The sequence below is a fragment of the Streptomyces sp. SX-6 genome (assembly GCF_059089585.1).
In genome coordinates, this window is the sequence record NZ_JBTHHU010000012.1 from 76,004 (window position 1) to 89,271 (window position 13,268).

Consider the following 13,268-nt stretch of genomic DNA (forward strand, 5'->3'; position numbering starts at 1 on the left):
GGCGTACACCCATCTACAATCCAACGTAAGGACGTTGACATCGTGGCACGCACGAACAGCGGCAAGAACGCAGTCAGGACCGCCGTCGCCCTCGGGGCGGCCGCACTCGCGATGGCCGGCACCGCGGGGAGCGCGCAGGCGTACTCCGGCTTCACCGCCGAGAAGTACGACCGGATCCAGTTCGGCATGACGAAGGAGCAGGTCTGGGAGATCGCCGGTGGAGCCACGGCGTGCGAGACGGGCGGGCTCATCGGCAAGGACTTCCTCTGCTGGTCGGCGTCGGGCGACTACGTGCCGTACGGCAGCTTTGCGTTCACCGCTGACGGCAAGCTGTACAACAAGCGTCACGAGCTCCTGTTCAAGCCCGCGTCGCCGAACATCCGCCTCGCCCAGTACAACAAGACGAAGGCCGGCCAGACCGAGGCCGAGGCATTCTCCGCTGTCGACAAGAACTCCTGCGTGGTGTCCAAAGAGTCGTACCCCAACTGGCCTGCAAAGAACGGCCACGAGGTGAGCTACTACTGCACCCAGGAGTCCGGCCTGTTCCCGCCCAGCGCCCACTTCACCTTCACGGACGGCAAGCTCACCTACCGATTCCAGCGCGGGCTTCGCTGAGCTGATCCTGATCTCCAGGCCTTCAACCGAACGTCCTCGGTGAGGGATTCGGCGCCCCTCGCAACTGTGCGCGTACGGCGGCTGCGCCGCGCGCGGTGACCTCGGCGTGGGCGGCCTGCACGTCCTGCCGACGACAGTCGCGACACAGGACCTCATCGCCTTCGGGGAGGAAGAGGAGCGGCTGGATGTGGTCGCCACGACACTCGATCCGACCGGCAACCCGGGGCACCAACGGGACACAGGGCGAGGTCCGTTGGCGGACAACGGCAGGCAGCGCAGGGACGTCGGGCATCTTGCGCACGAGCCGGTCGCGGAGGAGAGCGGCGGGGCTGTGGATGTCTTCCGGGAGCCCCTGGGTCAACGCCTCGCGCAGCTCGACAGCGGTGCTGCCGCGCAACAGCCAGTCGGCGGCGAACGGGGCGAGGGCCTGAATGTCCCGGCCGTTGAGCCGGAGCCGCCGCTCGGAGTGCGAGACGGAGGCGAGGACCTGCCCCGCACGCTCGGCGAGAGGATGAGCAGGCGGCTCGACGGAGCGGGAGGGCTGGGAGGGCGGGAGGTAAGTCTTCTCCCCAGTCTTTTGTTGGGAACGGCCGACGGACCGGGCAGTCGGTTCACCGGCGGCCGGTTTCACATCCGTCGGCGGCACGAACCCATCGCGGATCGCCCGCGCCTCGGCAGGGTCGAGGGGCGCGTTGGAGACCAGCTGAGTGGTCGTCCAACGCCCGTCCCGCCCCTGGAGCCGCCACTCATGGAAATACCGCTCATCCCTCAACTGCCCCTTCGCACGCTGAAACGCAGCCTTCTTGATCCCGGCGCGGCGCGCCGCATCTGACAACGCCATGTCCGCCCCGGGCGGCAACGACAGCAGCCACACCAGCAGCCGGACGGCGTCCGAACCGAGACGCGGATGCCGGATGATCTCGTTCGGAACCTGCGTGAAACGGCTTTCGGGCGCGATAAAGTGCACGAGCATCGCGGGGAGCTCTTCTCTCCTGGTGATGAAGACCCCCGGGCCGGTGTCCTTAGCACCGCCTGGGGGTCGCTGCTTGCCTGCAACGTAACCCGCACAACCTGCCCCACGACCCTCCATCGCATCGCAACACCCGTACGAGTGAAGCAAGATGAGTTCTTGCACGTCGGACGCCCTCTTGACGGCGTGACCGACCAGAGACGATGGTCATGCAACCAATCGCAACCGACTCGACGACGGAAGCAGTCACGGCGCTACGTCTTCCGCAGTGCGACCTGACCCTTCATCAGCGGTGGATTGGTGACGTTACAAATGGGATACATCCAGACATCATACGTAGCCAACTCACCGCTGAAATAGTGTCAGTTGTGCCCCATCCGGCCAACCGCCAGACGGGCGGCCACGGCCTCCAGGCGGCCCATGGCATGGGCCACGCCGAGGCCGTCCATGTAGTCGCGGACGTGCACGATCCGGCCGTTTCGTACGCGGATCACCAGGAGGCCGGGGAAGTCGAAGGTCTGGCCGGTCGCGGGAACGGTTCCTGTGACGACCTGCTCGACGGTGATGACCTCGGGGTCCGTGCTCTGGTGCACGACGACGTCGTGGATCTCCTGCGGCTGCGCAAGGCTCGCGCCCCAGATCGCCCGGTAGCCTTCGCGGATCTCTTCGCGGCCCTCGAAGCGCGCGGGCACGCCCGGGAAGAAGAAGGGGAATTCGTGGACACCGTCGGCCGCGTAGAGGTCCGCCAAGTCGTCGGCGGACTTGGCGAGCATCGCCTGCTGGTAGCGGGCGAGCACCTCATGATTCTGATCGAAGACGGGTGAGGCTATATCGGGCATGGCGGACTCCATTCCGTTGCGGTGCGGAAAGGCTCGTTCAAGTGATGGGCCGCGGCTCAGGACATGCGTACGCGGCGGGATCAGCCAAGGCTCAGTCGTGAAAGCCGACTTCGGGACGCTCTTGGGTGATCACATCCTACGCGACGGCCAGCGCAGCGCACTTGGCCACCCGCGCGCCGCACTCCAGTCCGCGCTACCGGTCAGCGCGCCTATTCACAGCGACCACCGCCGACGGCACCACTGGAAGCGGAATGATGCGGACCGGCCTGCCGTTCCCGTCACAGGTGTCTGTGAAGCGTTCTTGGCGCAAGGTTCTGGGGTGCGCGGCCCTGGTGGCGGGACTCTCAACTTCCTCCGCGTCGGCGCGTGAAGGGGATACGTCCCGCCACCTGGTCGACTGCCTGGGCAGCGCCACCGTCCGCTTCTCACCCGGCCTGACGTTCCGGACGCAGCACTCACACATCGGCGGCAGCGCGCAGTACCCCGCCTGCACCGGCACAGACCCCGACGTGAAGTCGGCCGAGTCGGTGATCAAGGGCGAAGGGGAGGCCGGTGGCCTCCCCCGGGTTGCAGGTCACTCTCAGTCCGCTGGACTGCGCCACGGAGAAGGGCGTTGAGGCGATCAGCGGTCCGACGACGTTGGTGTTCGGCTGAGGTCAGGGGCAGGAGTCGATCCGCACCGAACCGATGTTGATGGGCGGGATGAAGAACGCTTCCCCATCGCCCTGCGCGATGACGCTGCCGGTGCAGCCGTAGCTGTCGAAGACAGTGAACGTGGCTCTGCCCGCCCTGTTCCCGGCGGCGATGTTGTCGACGTTGGTCGTCAGGGAAGGGTTGACGCAGCTGCCGGGGGTGAGGCCGTCCCGGAAGCTGGAGGTACCGCCGGATGTGATCCGCAGGACGCATGTGTCCTGCGGGGCAGCCGCCGCGCTCGTGACGCCGAGCACGAGGGCCACGCCCAGCGACCCGACTGCGGTGCCGATACGAGTGATCTGCCGAGGCAGGGATGATGACATGGGGCCTCCAAGTGGCATGAGTGCCTCAGGGGCAGGTGTCCATCTTCACTGAGCGGAAGTGCAGTGGCTGTCCCGGCGGTGAGAAGCGCCTGAAGCCGTTGCCGAGCGCCACGGGGTCTCCGGTGCAGTCAGGGGAGGGATAGAAACTCCACTCCGCGCTGAGGGGCTGCGAACTGACCCAGTTGGCACCGTCGTGCGAGGTTGCGCGGCATGCGTCGGCGGTCATGTCCGGGGCGACCCAGGTGATACCGCCGGCGAACCAGCTGACCGTGCAGCCCGCGGCGGGTGCCGAGGACGCGGTGGATGCGCCCACGGCGAGGGCGAGGAGCGATGAAGCGGTGAGGACAGCAGCGCGCGAGAATTGCCGTTTGTTCACGACGGCCCCATGGTAACTGCCGGGAATTTCAAGGCATGTGGGAGCGTGCCACAGGCGTCTGCCCGGGGTTAAGCCGTGTTCCGCTCACCGGACCACGTCGGATAGTCGACGTATCCGCCCGCCCCGCCCGTGTAGTACGTGCCCGGGTCGCCGTCCGCCAGTTCATGGCCCACGGCGAAGCGGGCGACGAGGTCGGGGTTGGCGATGAAGTGCCGGGCGTACGAGACGGCGTCGGCGACGCCCGCCTCGACGGCCGCGTTGCCCGAGTCGCGGTCGAAGCCGTTGTTCGCGATCAGCGGGCCGTGGAAGAGGCGCCGGTAGCGGCCGATCGCGGCGAGGTCGACGGTGCCGTCGGACGGCGTGACGTCCCGCCCGCGCAGGTGCAGGTACGCGACGGGGTGGTCGTTCAGCGCGGTCACGAGGTCGTCGTGGTCGGCGAGGGCCTGCGGGTCGGCGGTGAAGTGGGTGCCGGAGGTCCAGTACGGCGACAGCCGGACGCCCACGCACCGGCCGTCCCAGGGGTCGGCGACGGCGTCGACGATCTCCAGCAGCAGGCGCCGACGGCCCGCGCGGTCGCCGCCGTAGGCGTCCGTGCGCTGGTTCAGGCGGGGGTTGAGGAACTGCGGGATCAGGGACGACGAGCCGATGGCATGGATCTCGACGCCGTCGAACCCCGCGCGCCGGGCGTTGTGCGCGGCAGCGCCGTAGTCGGCGACCGTCTTGCGGATGTCGGCGGGGGTCATCTCCCGTGGGGTGACGGTGTCCTGGAAGCCGTGCTGGGTGAAGGACTTCTCCCCCACGTTGATGGCTGAGGGGCCGACGGGCGGCTCGCCGCCGAGGAGGTCGGGGTGCGCGGTGGCGCCGGTGTGCCACAGCTGCATCACGATGCGGCCGCCGAGGACGTGGACGAGGTCGGTGACCCGTCGCCACGCGGTGACCTGTTCCTCGCTGTAGATGCCCGGGACGTTGACGAAGCCGATCGCCTGCTCGCTGACCCAGGTTCCCTCGGTGATGATCAACCCGGCGCTCGCCCGCTGGCCGTAGTACGCGGCGTGCGCCTCCGTCGGCACGAGGCCGGTGTTGGCCGCGCGAGCCCGGGTGGTCGGGGCCATCACCACCCGGTTGGGCAGCCGGAAGTCGCCGAAGCCGGCCGGGCGCAGGAGCGGCTGTGATACGTCCATCGGTCTGTTCTCCTCTTCGTGGGTGCCTCATAAGATCGACGGGGCACGGCGAGGAAAGGTGACCGAGGTGGACGGGCTGGCGGAACGATTCGAGGAGCACCGTCGCCAACTCCATGGCGTCGCCTACCGGATGCTCGGCTCAGCCAGCGATGCGGAGGATGCGGTTCAGGAAGCCTGGCTGAAGCTGAGCCGGAGCGATGCGGACAGCATCGAGAATCTGGCCGCCTGGCTGCGGACGGTCGTCTCGCGCGTATGCCTCGACATGCTGCGTGCCCGTACGTCACGGCGGGAGGACTTGGTCGGGCAGCAGCTGCCCGATGCGGTGTCGGAAGCGGACGGTCCCGAGGAGGACGTGCTGCTCGCCGACTCGGTCGGCCGGGCGCTGCTGGTGGTGCTGGACACGCTCGCGCCCGCCGAGCGGGTCGCGTTCGTGCTGCACGACATGTTCGCGGTGCCGTTCGACGAGGTCGCCACGATCGTCGACCGGACACCGGTCACCACGAAGAAGCTCGCCAGCCGTGCGCGCCGGAAGGTGCGCGGCACAACTGCCGTCGGCAGTGCCGAGCTTGCGCGGCAGCGGGAGGTGGTGGACGCCTTCCTCGCCGCCGCGCGCAGCGGTGACATGACCGCGATCCTCGCGGTGCTGGCCCCCGACGTCGTACGCCGCGCGGACCGCGCCGCCGTACCGCCCGGTGCGGCGACGGTGGCCCGTGGCGTACGGGCCGTGGCGGAGGGCGTCGCGGCCTTCGGACGCAGGGCGCGGTTCGCGGAAGCGGCGCTGGTGAACGGGTCGGTGGGTGCGGTCGTGGCCCCGCGGGGGCGGCTGGCGGCCGTGTTGACGTTCGCGATTGCGGACGACGGGCGGGTTGCGGGCTACGAGGTGATCGCCGACCCGGTGCGGCTACGGGGGCTCGAGTTGGGCGTGCTCAGGCCTACCTCTTGATGCGCTGGAGGATGTCCACGAACCAGCTCCGGTCGTTGTCCTGCCTCCACTTCTCGATCTCCGCCCACTTGCTGTTGACATTCCAGATCTCAACGATGTTGAGCTCGTGGTCGGGGGCGGCCAGCGGATAGAACTGATGGACCTGCTGGTACCTGGTGATCTTCTTGTGGACAATGTCGTTCGCCGCGCTGTGTCCGGCGGTGAGCACCTGCGCCACGGTGTCGCGCATCTGGGTCAGTTGCTGGCCGCTCACGCTGAAGTACCCGGCACTGTACTGGTTCTGGCCTTGCTGCCACGTGTGCTCTGCCGCATAGAAGGCGGCGATGTTCTGGGCCGTCTCCTCCCTGAACTCCCTGACGGCACCGTCCCTTACGGACTCACCCGTTTTGAGTCCGCCACCGGGAAGGGCCTCCTTCCCTCCGCCATTGAGCGGCTGCCCGTCGGGCACGATGGTGCTGGGGGCGAAGAAGTAGCCCCTCACGTTCTTGTAGGGCAGGAAGAAGTCCCCGTTGGCGGCGTTGTACAGGCAGGTGTACACGTACTTTCCCATGACTGGCGTCACTCTCCGATCGGCGACGGTTCACATGCGGTATCACTCTCGCGTGCCCCCTCGCGGCTCCGCGACAGCGCGAACCGGCCATCCATGCGCTCGAGCCGCCGTACGTCCGGCACGGCCAGCGCCGCCAGCGTGAGCAGGGCGATCAGCGCCGCGCTGGCCCACAACGCAGCCTGGCAGCCGACCAGTTCGGCCACCGGGCCCGCGAGGGCGGTCGCGACCGGGACCATGCCGACCGAGCCGAGCCAGTCGTAGGAGGACACCCGGGAAAGCTTGTCGGCGGGGATCTCTTGGTGGAGGGCGGTCATCCAGGCGACCGCGAAGACCTCGACGCCGATGCCGCACACGGCCATTGCCGCCGCGAGCACGGGCGGGGGCAGGGCGGCGGCGAGGGCCGCCGGGGGCAGGGCGAACATCAGGGAGCCCCAGCCGCCGGCGAGCAGCATGCGGCGCGGTTTCCAGCGCGTCATCACCAGCGCGCCGAGGAGCGTGCCCGCGCCGAACGCGGCGAGGGCGACGCCCCAGGGTCCGGCGCCGCCGAGGCGTTCGCGGGCGACGAGAGGGCCGTAGACGGACTGGGTGGCCGCGAACGCCGCGTTGACGACGGCGAATTGGGCGACGACGACCCACAGCCAGCGCCGCCCGGCGACTTCGTACCAGCCCTCGCGCAGGTCCTGGAGCAGCCCGTCGTGCCGCTTGCGCGGCGGGACGTCGCCGGTGTCGAGGGCGCAGCGCAGGGCGGCGGCGAGTGCGAAGGCCGCCGCGTCGGCGGCCAGGACCCAGCCCGGCCCCGCGAAGGCGGTGAGCGCACCGCCGAGCGCGGCGCCGCCGATGCCGGCGCCGTTGACGCCGATGCGGAAGAACGCGAAGGCGCGGCCCGCCTGTTCGCCCGGTACGCAGGACAGCAGCATGCCCTCGGAGGCGGGGGCGAAGAAGGCCTGCCCGGTGCCGCCGAGCGCGGAGAGCAGGGCCATCTGCCAGACCGGCGGCGAGCCGGTGAGCACGAGGGCCGCGAAGACGGCCTGGGAGCAGCAGTTGAGGCAGTTGGCCGCGACCATGACGCGGTGGCGCGGCAGCCGGTCGGCCACGGCGCCGCCGATGAGCAGGAAGGCGACGAGCGGAATCGTACGGGCCGCCGCGACGAGCCCCACGTCGGTGCCGTCTCCTCCGCCGTGCAGAACGGCGAACGCCGCCGCGACCACGGCCCCGGAGTTCCCCAGGGAGGTGATCACGGCGGCGGCCGTGAGCAGGCGGTAGGTGCGGCCCATCAGCCGCGGATCCGTTCGTACTGGGCGACGTAGAAGACGGTGCCGGGGGTGAACTTCTGCCCCGCCCAGCCGCCGGCGCGGGACACCCGGCGCAGGCCGCCGAGTTCGGCCATCAGGTCGAGCTCGGAGGGCCAGGTGTAGCGGTAGTGGACGGGCTGGATCTGCACGCCCTTCTCCTCGGAGAGCACGATCGACTCGAGGGAGATCACCTGGCTGACGGGGTCGTGCCGGGCGGTCTCGAGCCAGACCCCGTCGCCGCGGCGGCCGAGGTGGGCGGTGCGCCTGCCGGACTGCGAGAACGAGTTGAGCATCGGCACGGGGGCCTCGATGACGAAGCGGCCGTTCTCGGACAGGACGGAGGCGGCCGCCGCCAGGCAGGCGCGCTGGGCGGCGCCGTCCGCCAGGGAGCCGAGCGTGTTGAAGACGCAGTACACCAGGTCGTAGGAGGCGGTGCCGTCCGGGGCGACGAGGTCGGAGGCCACGGTCATGTCACCGGCGGCGTGGGTGAGACGGCCGTCGAGGTGCTGCGCCTTCTCCGCGAGGATGTGGAGCATGGCGGGCTCGAGGTCGACGCCGTGGACGCGGATGCCGCGCTCGGCGAGGGGGACGGCCACCCGGCCCGTACCGGCGCCGAGTTCGAGCGCGGTCGGCTCGGCGGCGCCCGTGGCGCGGGCGATGGCGGCCAGGGCGTCGGCGGCCTCGTTCGCCGCGGCGTCACCGATGGTCTCGGCGATCATCGAGTCGTAGGTATGGGCCCAACGCGTGCCGTAGGTCTCTTCGTTGTCGATCACCGGAAGCTCTTTTCGTGCTCAGACGGTACGGCGGGGGCGGCAGCGCAGGCGCAGGCCGCGCGGGGTCAGCATGGTGCCGAAGTGCGGGCGTACGTCCGCCGACGGGTCCGGCTCGACGTGGTATTCGGCGGCCAGGTGCGCGGTGCACAGGACGAGCAGGGCGTTGCCCAGGGCGCTGCCGATGCACACCCGGGTGCCGCCGCTGTAGGGAATGTACGCGTGGCGGTGCTGTGCGCCGCCGTTGTTGTCGGCGAGCCACCGGTCCGGGTCGAGGACGCCGGCCCGCTCGCCCCACCAGCGCGGGTCGCGCTGGACCAGGTACGGGCTGAACAGGACGGTCTCGCCCGACTTCAGCCGCCGGCCGCCCAGTTCGGTGTCGCGGTAGACGCGGCGGCCCATCAGCCAGGTCGGCGGGTACAGCCGCAGCAGCTCCTTGACCACCGCCTCGGCGAGCGGCAGGCGCCCCGCGCCGTACGCCTCGGTGAGGTCGGACTGCGCCCGGGCCTCGGCGGACACGCGCTCGGCGAGCTCCGGGTCGACGGCCAGGGCGTGTGCGATCCAGGCGAGCGAGACGGCCGGGACGCCGTAGCCCGCGAGGAGCGTGCCCTTCAGGAAGCCGGCGGCGGTCTTCATGCCGAGGTCGGCGTCCATGAGCATCGAGGCCAGGTCGGGCCCCGGTTCGGTGGCGCGCTCCAGCCGCTCGCGCAGCAGGACGTTGAGCGTACGGTCCGCCTCCTGGGCGCGGCGCAGGGCGGCGTCGGGGAGCCAACGGGGGCGCTGCCAGGAGCGGTTCATCAGCACCATGAAGGCCTGGAAGCGCTGCTCGACGGCGTCGACGACACGGGGGCTCTCCTCGCCGAGGCAGATGTGGGTGAGCACGGCGCTCGTGTAGTCGGTGAAGACCCGCAGGGGGTCGAAGGCCTCTCCGTCGGTGCCGCGGACCGTGGCGGCGAACGCGTCGGCGATCTGTCCGCCGTAGGGCAGACAGGACTTCGGCCGCATGGCCTTCCAGGCCGGCCGGCGCGCCTGCATCCAGGGGCCCGTCCGGGCGTCGGACAGCGGGGCGTCGGAGATGATCGCCTCTTCGGAGAGGAAGTCGGTGTTGGTGCGGACGTGACAGTCGTGGATGGCGTCCGGGTCACGGACGACCACGGATGCCGCGTCGAAGCGGAAGAAGTCGCCGTACCGCGCGTGGTTTTCCTCGAGGAAGCGGATGCGGTTCTTCTCGTAGTCGGGCACGTTGCCCACCAGCGGCCGGCCGCGGGGGCCGGGGATTTCCGTATCGGCCGGTGTCGTGAGCGCCTCGGCCATCGTCACTGTCATCACCCTTTGCTGTGGTGCGGTGCCCGGGGGGCCGGAACAGTCCCTTGAGAACAAGGGCTGTTCCGGGCCCACCTGTTGACCGGTTGGATCAGGCGTCGAAGTGGATGTAGCGACCGCCCATGCGGGACTGCGGAGCAGCCGCGGTGGTGATGTGGATGTAACGGCCGCCGACCTTCGCGGTGGCACCCAGGGCACGCAGAACCTTCGCCATTTCAATCCCTCTTTCTGTGTCTATGTTTTGGTGTGTTGTGTGGAGCTCAGCTGATTTGCTTGCGCTTCGATCAGGCGTCGAAGTGGATGTAACGGCCGCCCATCCGCGACTGCGGGGCGAACGTCGACCCGACGTGCACGTACCGGCCGCCGACCTTGGACTTCGCACCGAGAGCGCGCAGAACCTTCGTCATGTCAATCCCTCTTCTCGTGTTGGTGTGTTGTGCGATGTGCTGTGCGGTGTACTGCTTCGAACTCAGGCGTCGAAGTGGATGTAGCGACCGCCCATGCGGGACTGCGGGGCAGCGGCGGTGGCGATGTGGATGTAACGGCCGCCGACCTTCGCGGTGGCACCCAGGGCACGCAGAACCTTCGCCATCTCAATCCCTCTTTCCGGTTGTCGGGCATCCCCTGCCGGGATTCCCGAAGTCTGTGGTGTGTCCGGGGAGTTGGCCCTTCTTTCGGGCCGTTCCCTCGTTCACGGGAATAACTTTGCCGGAGCGGAGGGAGGGGCAAAAGTCACGGGTTTCCGGTACCGACCGCCATGGACCGGGTGGCCGGGACACGGCCTTCGGCGGCGGCCGCGAGGAGCGCGAGCTGCATGCGGTTGTGCACGCCGGTCTTGGCGCGGATGCGCCGTACGTAGGTGTCCACGGTGTGTGCGCTCAGACCCAGGGACCGCGCGATGGTCCCGTAGGTGTGCCCTTCGGCGAGCCGGCTGAGCACTTCGCGTTCACGGTCGGAGAGAGTGGAGAGAACGGAAGGACTTCCCTGGATGCTGTCGATCACGACGGCTTCCCGCCTTTCTGGGGTTGTTGCTTGTTATTCCTGGCTGGGGGAGAGAGTCCAGCCCCGGAGCGGCGGGGCCGATACCAAGGCCCGGCGGACGAGTTCCTCGGCGGCAGCGGGGTAGGTGTCCTGCTGCGCCGTCCGGCGGGTGTAGATACCGATGTCGATACGGTCGGGTGCGGAGCGGGCGCTGATGTGCTCGATCAGGTCGGCCGGTGCGGCGGAGGCCCACAACAGGTCGACGAGCACGGGGGCTTCGAGTCGGCAGTGCGGGCGACCGGCGGAGGTCAGGGTGAACAGGGTCAGACGCATGCCGACTTCTCCTCTCAGCCCCAGATGAGGCTGCCGGGGGCGGGCGGGACATCGGCCGCGGCCACCTTGTGCGTCTGCTGCGCCGGGGTGCTGTCGGCGGCGGCCGCGGTGGTGAACGCGGCGCCGGCGAGGGCGAGGGAGGCGGCTGCGGTGAGTATGCGGGCGATGACAGACATGGGAATACCCCCGTAAGTGAGTTGGTGGATTCTCCGGGTCCGGCCTCGGCTTCCGCTTCGGCTTCCTGCGTCGGCCCGGTGATGAATATGTTCCGCCGGGCGTCGGCGGCGAGGAAGGGGATACGGCCCGGCGGAACCGTCCAGGACGGTTTGGGCCAACGAATTTCCCGACATATGTTCCTTCGCCGGTGGCCCCGGTGCAGAATGCACATACCGTCGGGTCAGGGGGACCCGGTGGGGCTCCGGCCATCGAGGAGAGGGGACCTCAGTGCTTGCCGCGATGGGCTTGAAGGAATTACACGAGACGGTCTACGAGGCCATGCTCGAGCACTCGTCGTGGGGCGTGGAGCAGCTGGTCGCCCACCTGGACCTGACCGAGGCCGAGGTGCGGTCGGCGCTGGACGACCTCTTCGAGTTCCGGCTGGTCCGCCCGTCCTTCGACCACCCGGACCGGCTCCTCGCGGTCGCCCCGGAGACGGGCCTGCGCACCCTGCTGGCGCGGCAGCACGACGAACTCCTCCGTCAGCAGCAGCAGATGGCGGACCGGCAGGCGGCCATCTCCCGCATGATCAGCCATATCGCGGCACAGCCCGCGACGGCCGCGGAGTTCGGGGACGGCGAGCAGATCCTGGGCATGGACGCGATCCAGCAGCGGCTGGAGCGGCTGGCGGAAGAGGCCACCGAGGAGATCTGCACGTTCATGTCGGGCGGTGCGCAGGCGGCCGACTCGCTCGAGGCGGCGCGGCGCAACGACGCCCGTCTCCTGGGGCGCGGTGTGACGACCCGCACCGTCGGCCTGGACTGCATCCGCGATCATCCGCCGACGCTGGAGCACGCCCGCTGGCTCACCAGCCTGGGCGGGGAGTTCCGTACGGCGCCGTCGCTGCCGCCGCGCATGATCCTGGCCGACCGCCGGGCGGCCCTGGTGCCGCTGGACCCCGGCAACACCCGCGTGGGCGTGCTCTATCTGACGGGGCCCGGGGTCATCGCGTCGCTGACCGCCCTGTTCGAGCAGGTCTGGAACCACTCCACCCCGCTCGGCGCCGACGCTCCGGCGCCGGAGCCGGGGCTGAGCGATGCGGAGCGCGATCTGCTCAACCTCATCGGCCAGGGGCACACCGATGAGGCGGCCGCGAGCAAGCTGCACATCTCGCCGCGCACCGCGCGCCGCACGATGGCAGCGATCATGGAGCGGCTGGGGGCCCGCAGCCGCTTCGAGGCCGGCCTCAAGGCCGCCCAGCAGGGCTGGCTCTGAACGAAGCACTGAACGGATCGCCCCTGCGGGTCACTTCGGCGGGACGATCCGCGTGACGAGGGTCTCGACGAGCGCGTCCAGTTCGCGGTCGGCGAGCACGTCGGGCAGCGTGAAGAGCTCCAGCAGCAGGCCCGTCATGGCGAGGTAGAGGACGACCACGGTGTCCGCGTCGCCGGGCAGCCCGCCGTCCAAGTGGAAGCGGATGCCCTCCTCGAGCTCGCCGCGGACGGAGCGGTGGAGCTCGGCCTGGAGCGCCGGGCGGCGGGTGGCCTCCAGGCGCAGCTCCAGCATGGCGAGGTAGCCGGTCCGTTCGGCCCTCATGCGGCGGATGAGCCACCGCATCAGCTCGGTGACGAGCTCGCGGGAGGGTTCGGGGCGCATCGCCTCCTCGACCAGCTCCGGGTCGGGGATCATGCGCAGGTGGATGCGGCTGCCCGCCTGGGTGAACAAGTCGTCCCTGCTGGCGAAGTAGTTGGACGCCGTGCCGGCCGGTACGCCGGCCTGGGCGTCGACGGCGCGGAAGGTGAGTCCGCGCGCCCCTTCCCGCGCCAGTACCTCGATGGCGGCGTCGATGAGGGCCGTCCTGCGTTCCGGGTTCCTGCCCATGACTTCTCCCTTTCCCCTTGCACAACCACTACACCTGGAGCA

Annotated in this window: 19 protein-coding genes; 3 read left to right on the forward strand and 16 right to left on the reverse strand. The window is 69.7% G+C overall.

Annotated features, from left to right (window positions below; translation table 11 throughout):
- Positions 1-42: 42 nt before the first annotated feature.
- Positions 43-615 carry a BLIP family protein gene (locus ACV530_RS17045; protein WP_494333334.1) on the forward strand — a complete coding sequence of 191 codons (573 nt, stop codon included), beginning with the start codon at positions 43-45 and terminating at the stop codon, positions 613-615.
- A gap of 22 nt (positions 616-637) precedes the next feature.
- Here the strand turns inward: ACV530_RS17045 and ACV530_RS17050 are convergent, their stop codons facing one another.
- The 5 genes from ACV530_RS17050 to ACV530_RS17070 all read right to left on the reverse strand — a co-directional run bounded on the left by ACV530_RS17050 (position 638) and on the right by ACV530_RS17070 (position 4,997).
- Positions 638-1,588, reverse strand: a complete 951-nt coding sequence (locus tag ACV530_RS17050) for a hypothetical protein (protein WP_494333335.1) — start codon at positions 1,586-1,588, stop codon at positions 638-640.
- A 359-nt stretch (positions 1,589-1,947) separates the two neighbouring features.
- Complete coding sequence (locus tag ACV530_RS17055) at positions 1,948-2,424, reverse strand: nuclear transport factor 2 family protein (protein WP_494333336.1); 477 nt, start codon at positions 2,422-2,424, stop codon at positions 1,948-1,950.
- Positions 2,425-3,080: 656 nt separating this feature from the next.
- Positions 3,081-3,440 carry a hypothetical protein gene (locus ACV530_RS17060; protein WP_494333337.1) on the reverse strand — a complete coding sequence of 120 codons (360 nt, stop codon included), beginning with the start codon at positions 3,438-3,440 and terminating at the stop codon, positions 3,081-3,083.
- A 25-nt stretch (positions 3,441-3,465) separates the two neighbouring features.
- Positions 3,466-3,816 carry a hypothetical protein gene (locus ACV530_RS17065; protein WP_494333338.1) on the reverse strand — a complete coding sequence of 117 codons (351 nt, stop codon included), beginning with the start codon at positions 3,814-3,816 and terminating at the stop codon, positions 3,466-3,468.
- A gap of 68 nt (positions 3,817-3,884) precedes the next feature.
- The gene (locus tag ACV530_RS17070; RefSeq protein ID WP_494333339.1) at positions 3,885-4,997 is read right to left on the reverse strand and encodes an alkene reductase; all 1,113 of its coding nucleotides are present in this window, start codon (positions 4,995-4,997) and stop codon (positions 3,885-3,887) included.
- Positions 4,998-5,055: 58 nt separating this feature from the next.
- Here ACV530_RS17070 and ACV530_RS17075 point away from each other — a divergent pair, with 58 nt between their 5' ends.
- A complete protein-coding gene (locus tag ACV530_RS17075) occupies positions 5,056-5,940 on the forward strand; it encodes a sigma-70 family RNA polymerase sigma factor (RefSeq protein ID WP_494333340.1) in 885 nt (294 codons plus the stop codon).
- Here ACV530_RS17075 and ACV530_RS17080 read toward each other — a convergent pair.
- The 10 genes from ACV530_RS17080 to ACV530_RS17125 all read right to left on the reverse strand — a co-directional run bounded on the left by ACV530_RS17080 (position 5,930) and on the right by ACV530_RS17125 (position 11,365).
- On the reverse strand, positions 5,930-6,490 hold the full coding sequence (locus ACV530_RS17080) for an NUDIX hydrolase (RefSeq protein WP_494333341.1): 561 nt from the start codon (positions 6,488-6,490) through the stop codon (positions 5,930-5,932). The two genes, ACV530_RS17075 and ACV530_RS17080, sit on opposite strands and share 11 nt — an antisense overlap.
- Positions 6,491-6,498: 8 nt before the next feature.
- Positions 6,499-7,764 (reverse strand): MFS transporter, encoded by a 1,266-nt coding sequence (locus ACV530_RS17085; RefSeq protein ID WP_494333342.1) that lies wholly within the window; start codon positions 7,762-7,764, stop codon positions 6,499-6,501.
- Positions 7,764-8,555, reverse strand: coding sequence for a class I SAM-dependent methyltransferase (locus ACV530_RS17090; RefSeq protein ID WP_494333343.1), 792 nt, complete (start codon positions 8,553-8,555; stop codon positions 7,764-7,766). The genes ACV530_RS17085 and ACV530_RS17090 overlap by 1 nt, the downstream gene beginning before the upstream one ends.
- 18 nt (positions 8,556-8,573) lie before the next feature.
- The gene (locus ACV530_RS17095; protein ID WP_494333344.1) at positions 8,574-9,878 is read right to left on the reverse strand and encodes a cytochrome P450; all 1,305 of its coding nucleotides are present in this window, start codon (positions 9,876-9,878) and stop codon (positions 8,574-8,576) included.
- Positions 9,879-9,966: 88 nt separating this feature from the next.
- A complete protein-coding gene (locus ACV530_RS17100) occupies positions 9,967-10,089 on the reverse strand; it encodes a hypothetical protein (RefSeq protein WP_494333345.1) in 123 nt (40 codons plus the stop codon).
- Between the two features lie 70 nt (positions 10,090-10,159).
- Complete coding sequence (locus tag ACV530_RS17105; RefSeq protein WP_494333346.1) at positions 10,160-10,282, reverse strand: hypothetical protein; 123 nt, start codon at positions 10,280-10,282, stop codon at positions 10,160-10,162.
- 62 nt (positions 10,283-10,344) lie between these two features.
- A complete protein-coding gene (locus tag ACV530_RS17110) occupies positions 10,345-10,467 on the reverse strand; it encodes a hypothetical protein (RefSeq protein ID WP_494333347.1) in 123 nt (40 codons plus the stop codon).
- Between the two features lie 140 nt (positions 10,468-10,607).
- Complete coding sequence (locus ACV530_RS17115; RefSeq protein ID WP_494333348.1) at positions 10,608-10,877, reverse strand: response regulator transcription factor; 270 nt, start codon at positions 10,875-10,877, stop codon at positions 10,608-10,610.
- Positions 10,878-10,910: 33 nt separating this feature from the next.
- Positions 10,911-11,189 carry a hypothetical protein gene (locus tag ACV530_RS17120; RefSeq protein WP_494333349.1) on the reverse strand — a complete coding sequence of 93 codons (279 nt, stop codon included), beginning with the start codon at positions 11,187-11,189 and terminating at the stop codon, positions 10,911-10,913.
- A gap of 14 nt (positions 11,190-11,203) precedes the next feature.
- Positions 11,204-11,365: a hypothetical protein gene (locus ACV530_RS17125; RefSeq protein WP_494333350.1), complete on the reverse strand. Its 162-nt coding sequence runs from the start codon at positions 11,363-11,365 to the stop codon at positions 11,204-11,206.
- A gap of 268 nt (positions 11,366-11,633) precedes the next feature.
- On the opposite strand from ACV530_RS17125, the gene ACV530_RS17130 reads away from it, so the two are divergent.
- On the forward strand, positions 11,634-12,620 hold the full coding sequence (locus ACV530_RS17130; protein ID WP_494333351.1) for a helix-turn-helix transcriptional regulator: 987 nt from the start codon (positions 11,634-11,636) through the stop codon (positions 12,618-12,620).
- A gap of 30 nt (positions 12,621-12,650) precedes the next feature.
- On the opposite strand, the gene ACV530_RS17135 is transcribed toward ACV530_RS17130, so the two are convergent.
- Positions 12,651-13,226, reverse strand: coding sequence for a TetR/AcrR family transcriptional regulator (locus ACV530_RS17135; protein ID WP_494333352.1), 576 nt, complete (start codon positions 13,224-13,226; stop codon positions 12,651-12,653).
- Between the last annotated feature and the right edge of the window lie 42 nt (positions 13,227-13,268).

What these genes read in the sequence shown, in the direction of transcription:
- ACV530_RS17050 (WP_494333335.1), bottom strand. Translation starts at nt 1,588, where the DNA reads ATGCTCGTGCACTTTATCGCGCCCGAAAGCCGTTTCACGCAGGTTCCG.
- ACV530_RS17055 (WP_494333336.1), bottom strand. Translation starts at nt 2,424, where the DNA reads ATGCCCGATATAGCCTCACCCGTCTTCGATCAGAATCATGAGGTGCTC.
- ACV530_RS17060 (WP_494333337.1), bottom strand. Translation starts at nt 3,440, where the DNA reads ATGTCATCATCCCTGCCTCGGCAGATCACTCGTATCGGCACCGCAGTC.
- ACV530_RS17070 (WP_494333339.1), bottom strand. Translation starts at nt 4,997, where the DNA reads ATGGACGTATCACAGCCGCTCCTGCGCCCGGCCGGCTTCGGCGACTTC.
- ACV530_RS17080 (WP_494333341.1), bottom strand. Translation starts at nt 6,490, where the DNA reads ATGGGAAAGTACGTGTACACCTGCCTGTACAACGCCGCCAACGGGGAC.
- ACV530_RS17085 (WP_494333342.1), bottom strand. Translation starts at nt 7,764, where the DNA reads ATGGGCCGCACCTACCGCCTGCTCACGGCCGCCGCCGTGATCACCTCC.
- ACV530_RS17095 (WP_494333344.1), bottom strand. Translation starts at nt 9,878, where the DNA reads ATGACAGTGACGATGGCCGAGGCGCTCACGACACCGGCCGATACGGAA.
- ACV530_RS17100 (WP_494333345.1), bottom strand. Translation starts at nt 10,089, where the DNA reads ATGGCGAAGGTTCTGCGTGCCCTGGGTGCCACCGCGAAGGTCGGCGGC.
- ACV530_RS17105 (WP_494333346.1), bottom strand. Translation starts at nt 10,282, where the DNA reads ATGACGAAGGTTCTGCGCGCTCTCGGTGCGAAGTCCAAGGTCGGCGGC.
- ACV530_RS17110 (WP_494333347.1), bottom strand. Translation starts at nt 10,467, where the DNA reads ATGGCGAAGGTTCTGCGTGCCCTGGGTGCCACCGCGAAGGTCGGCGGC.
- ACV530_RS17120 (WP_494333349.1), bottom strand. Translation starts at nt 11,189, where the DNA reads ATGCGTCTGACCCTGTTCACCCTGACCTCCGCCGGTCGCCCGCACTGC.
- ACV530_RS17125 (WP_494333350.1), bottom strand. Translation starts at nt 11,365, where the DNA reads ATGTCTGTCATCGCCCGCATACTCACCGCAGCCGCCTCCCTCGCCCTC.
- ACV530_RS17135 (WP_494333352.1), bottom strand. Translation starts at nt 13,226, where the DNA reads ATGGGCAGGAACCCGGAACGCAGGACGGCCCTCATCGACGCCGCCATC.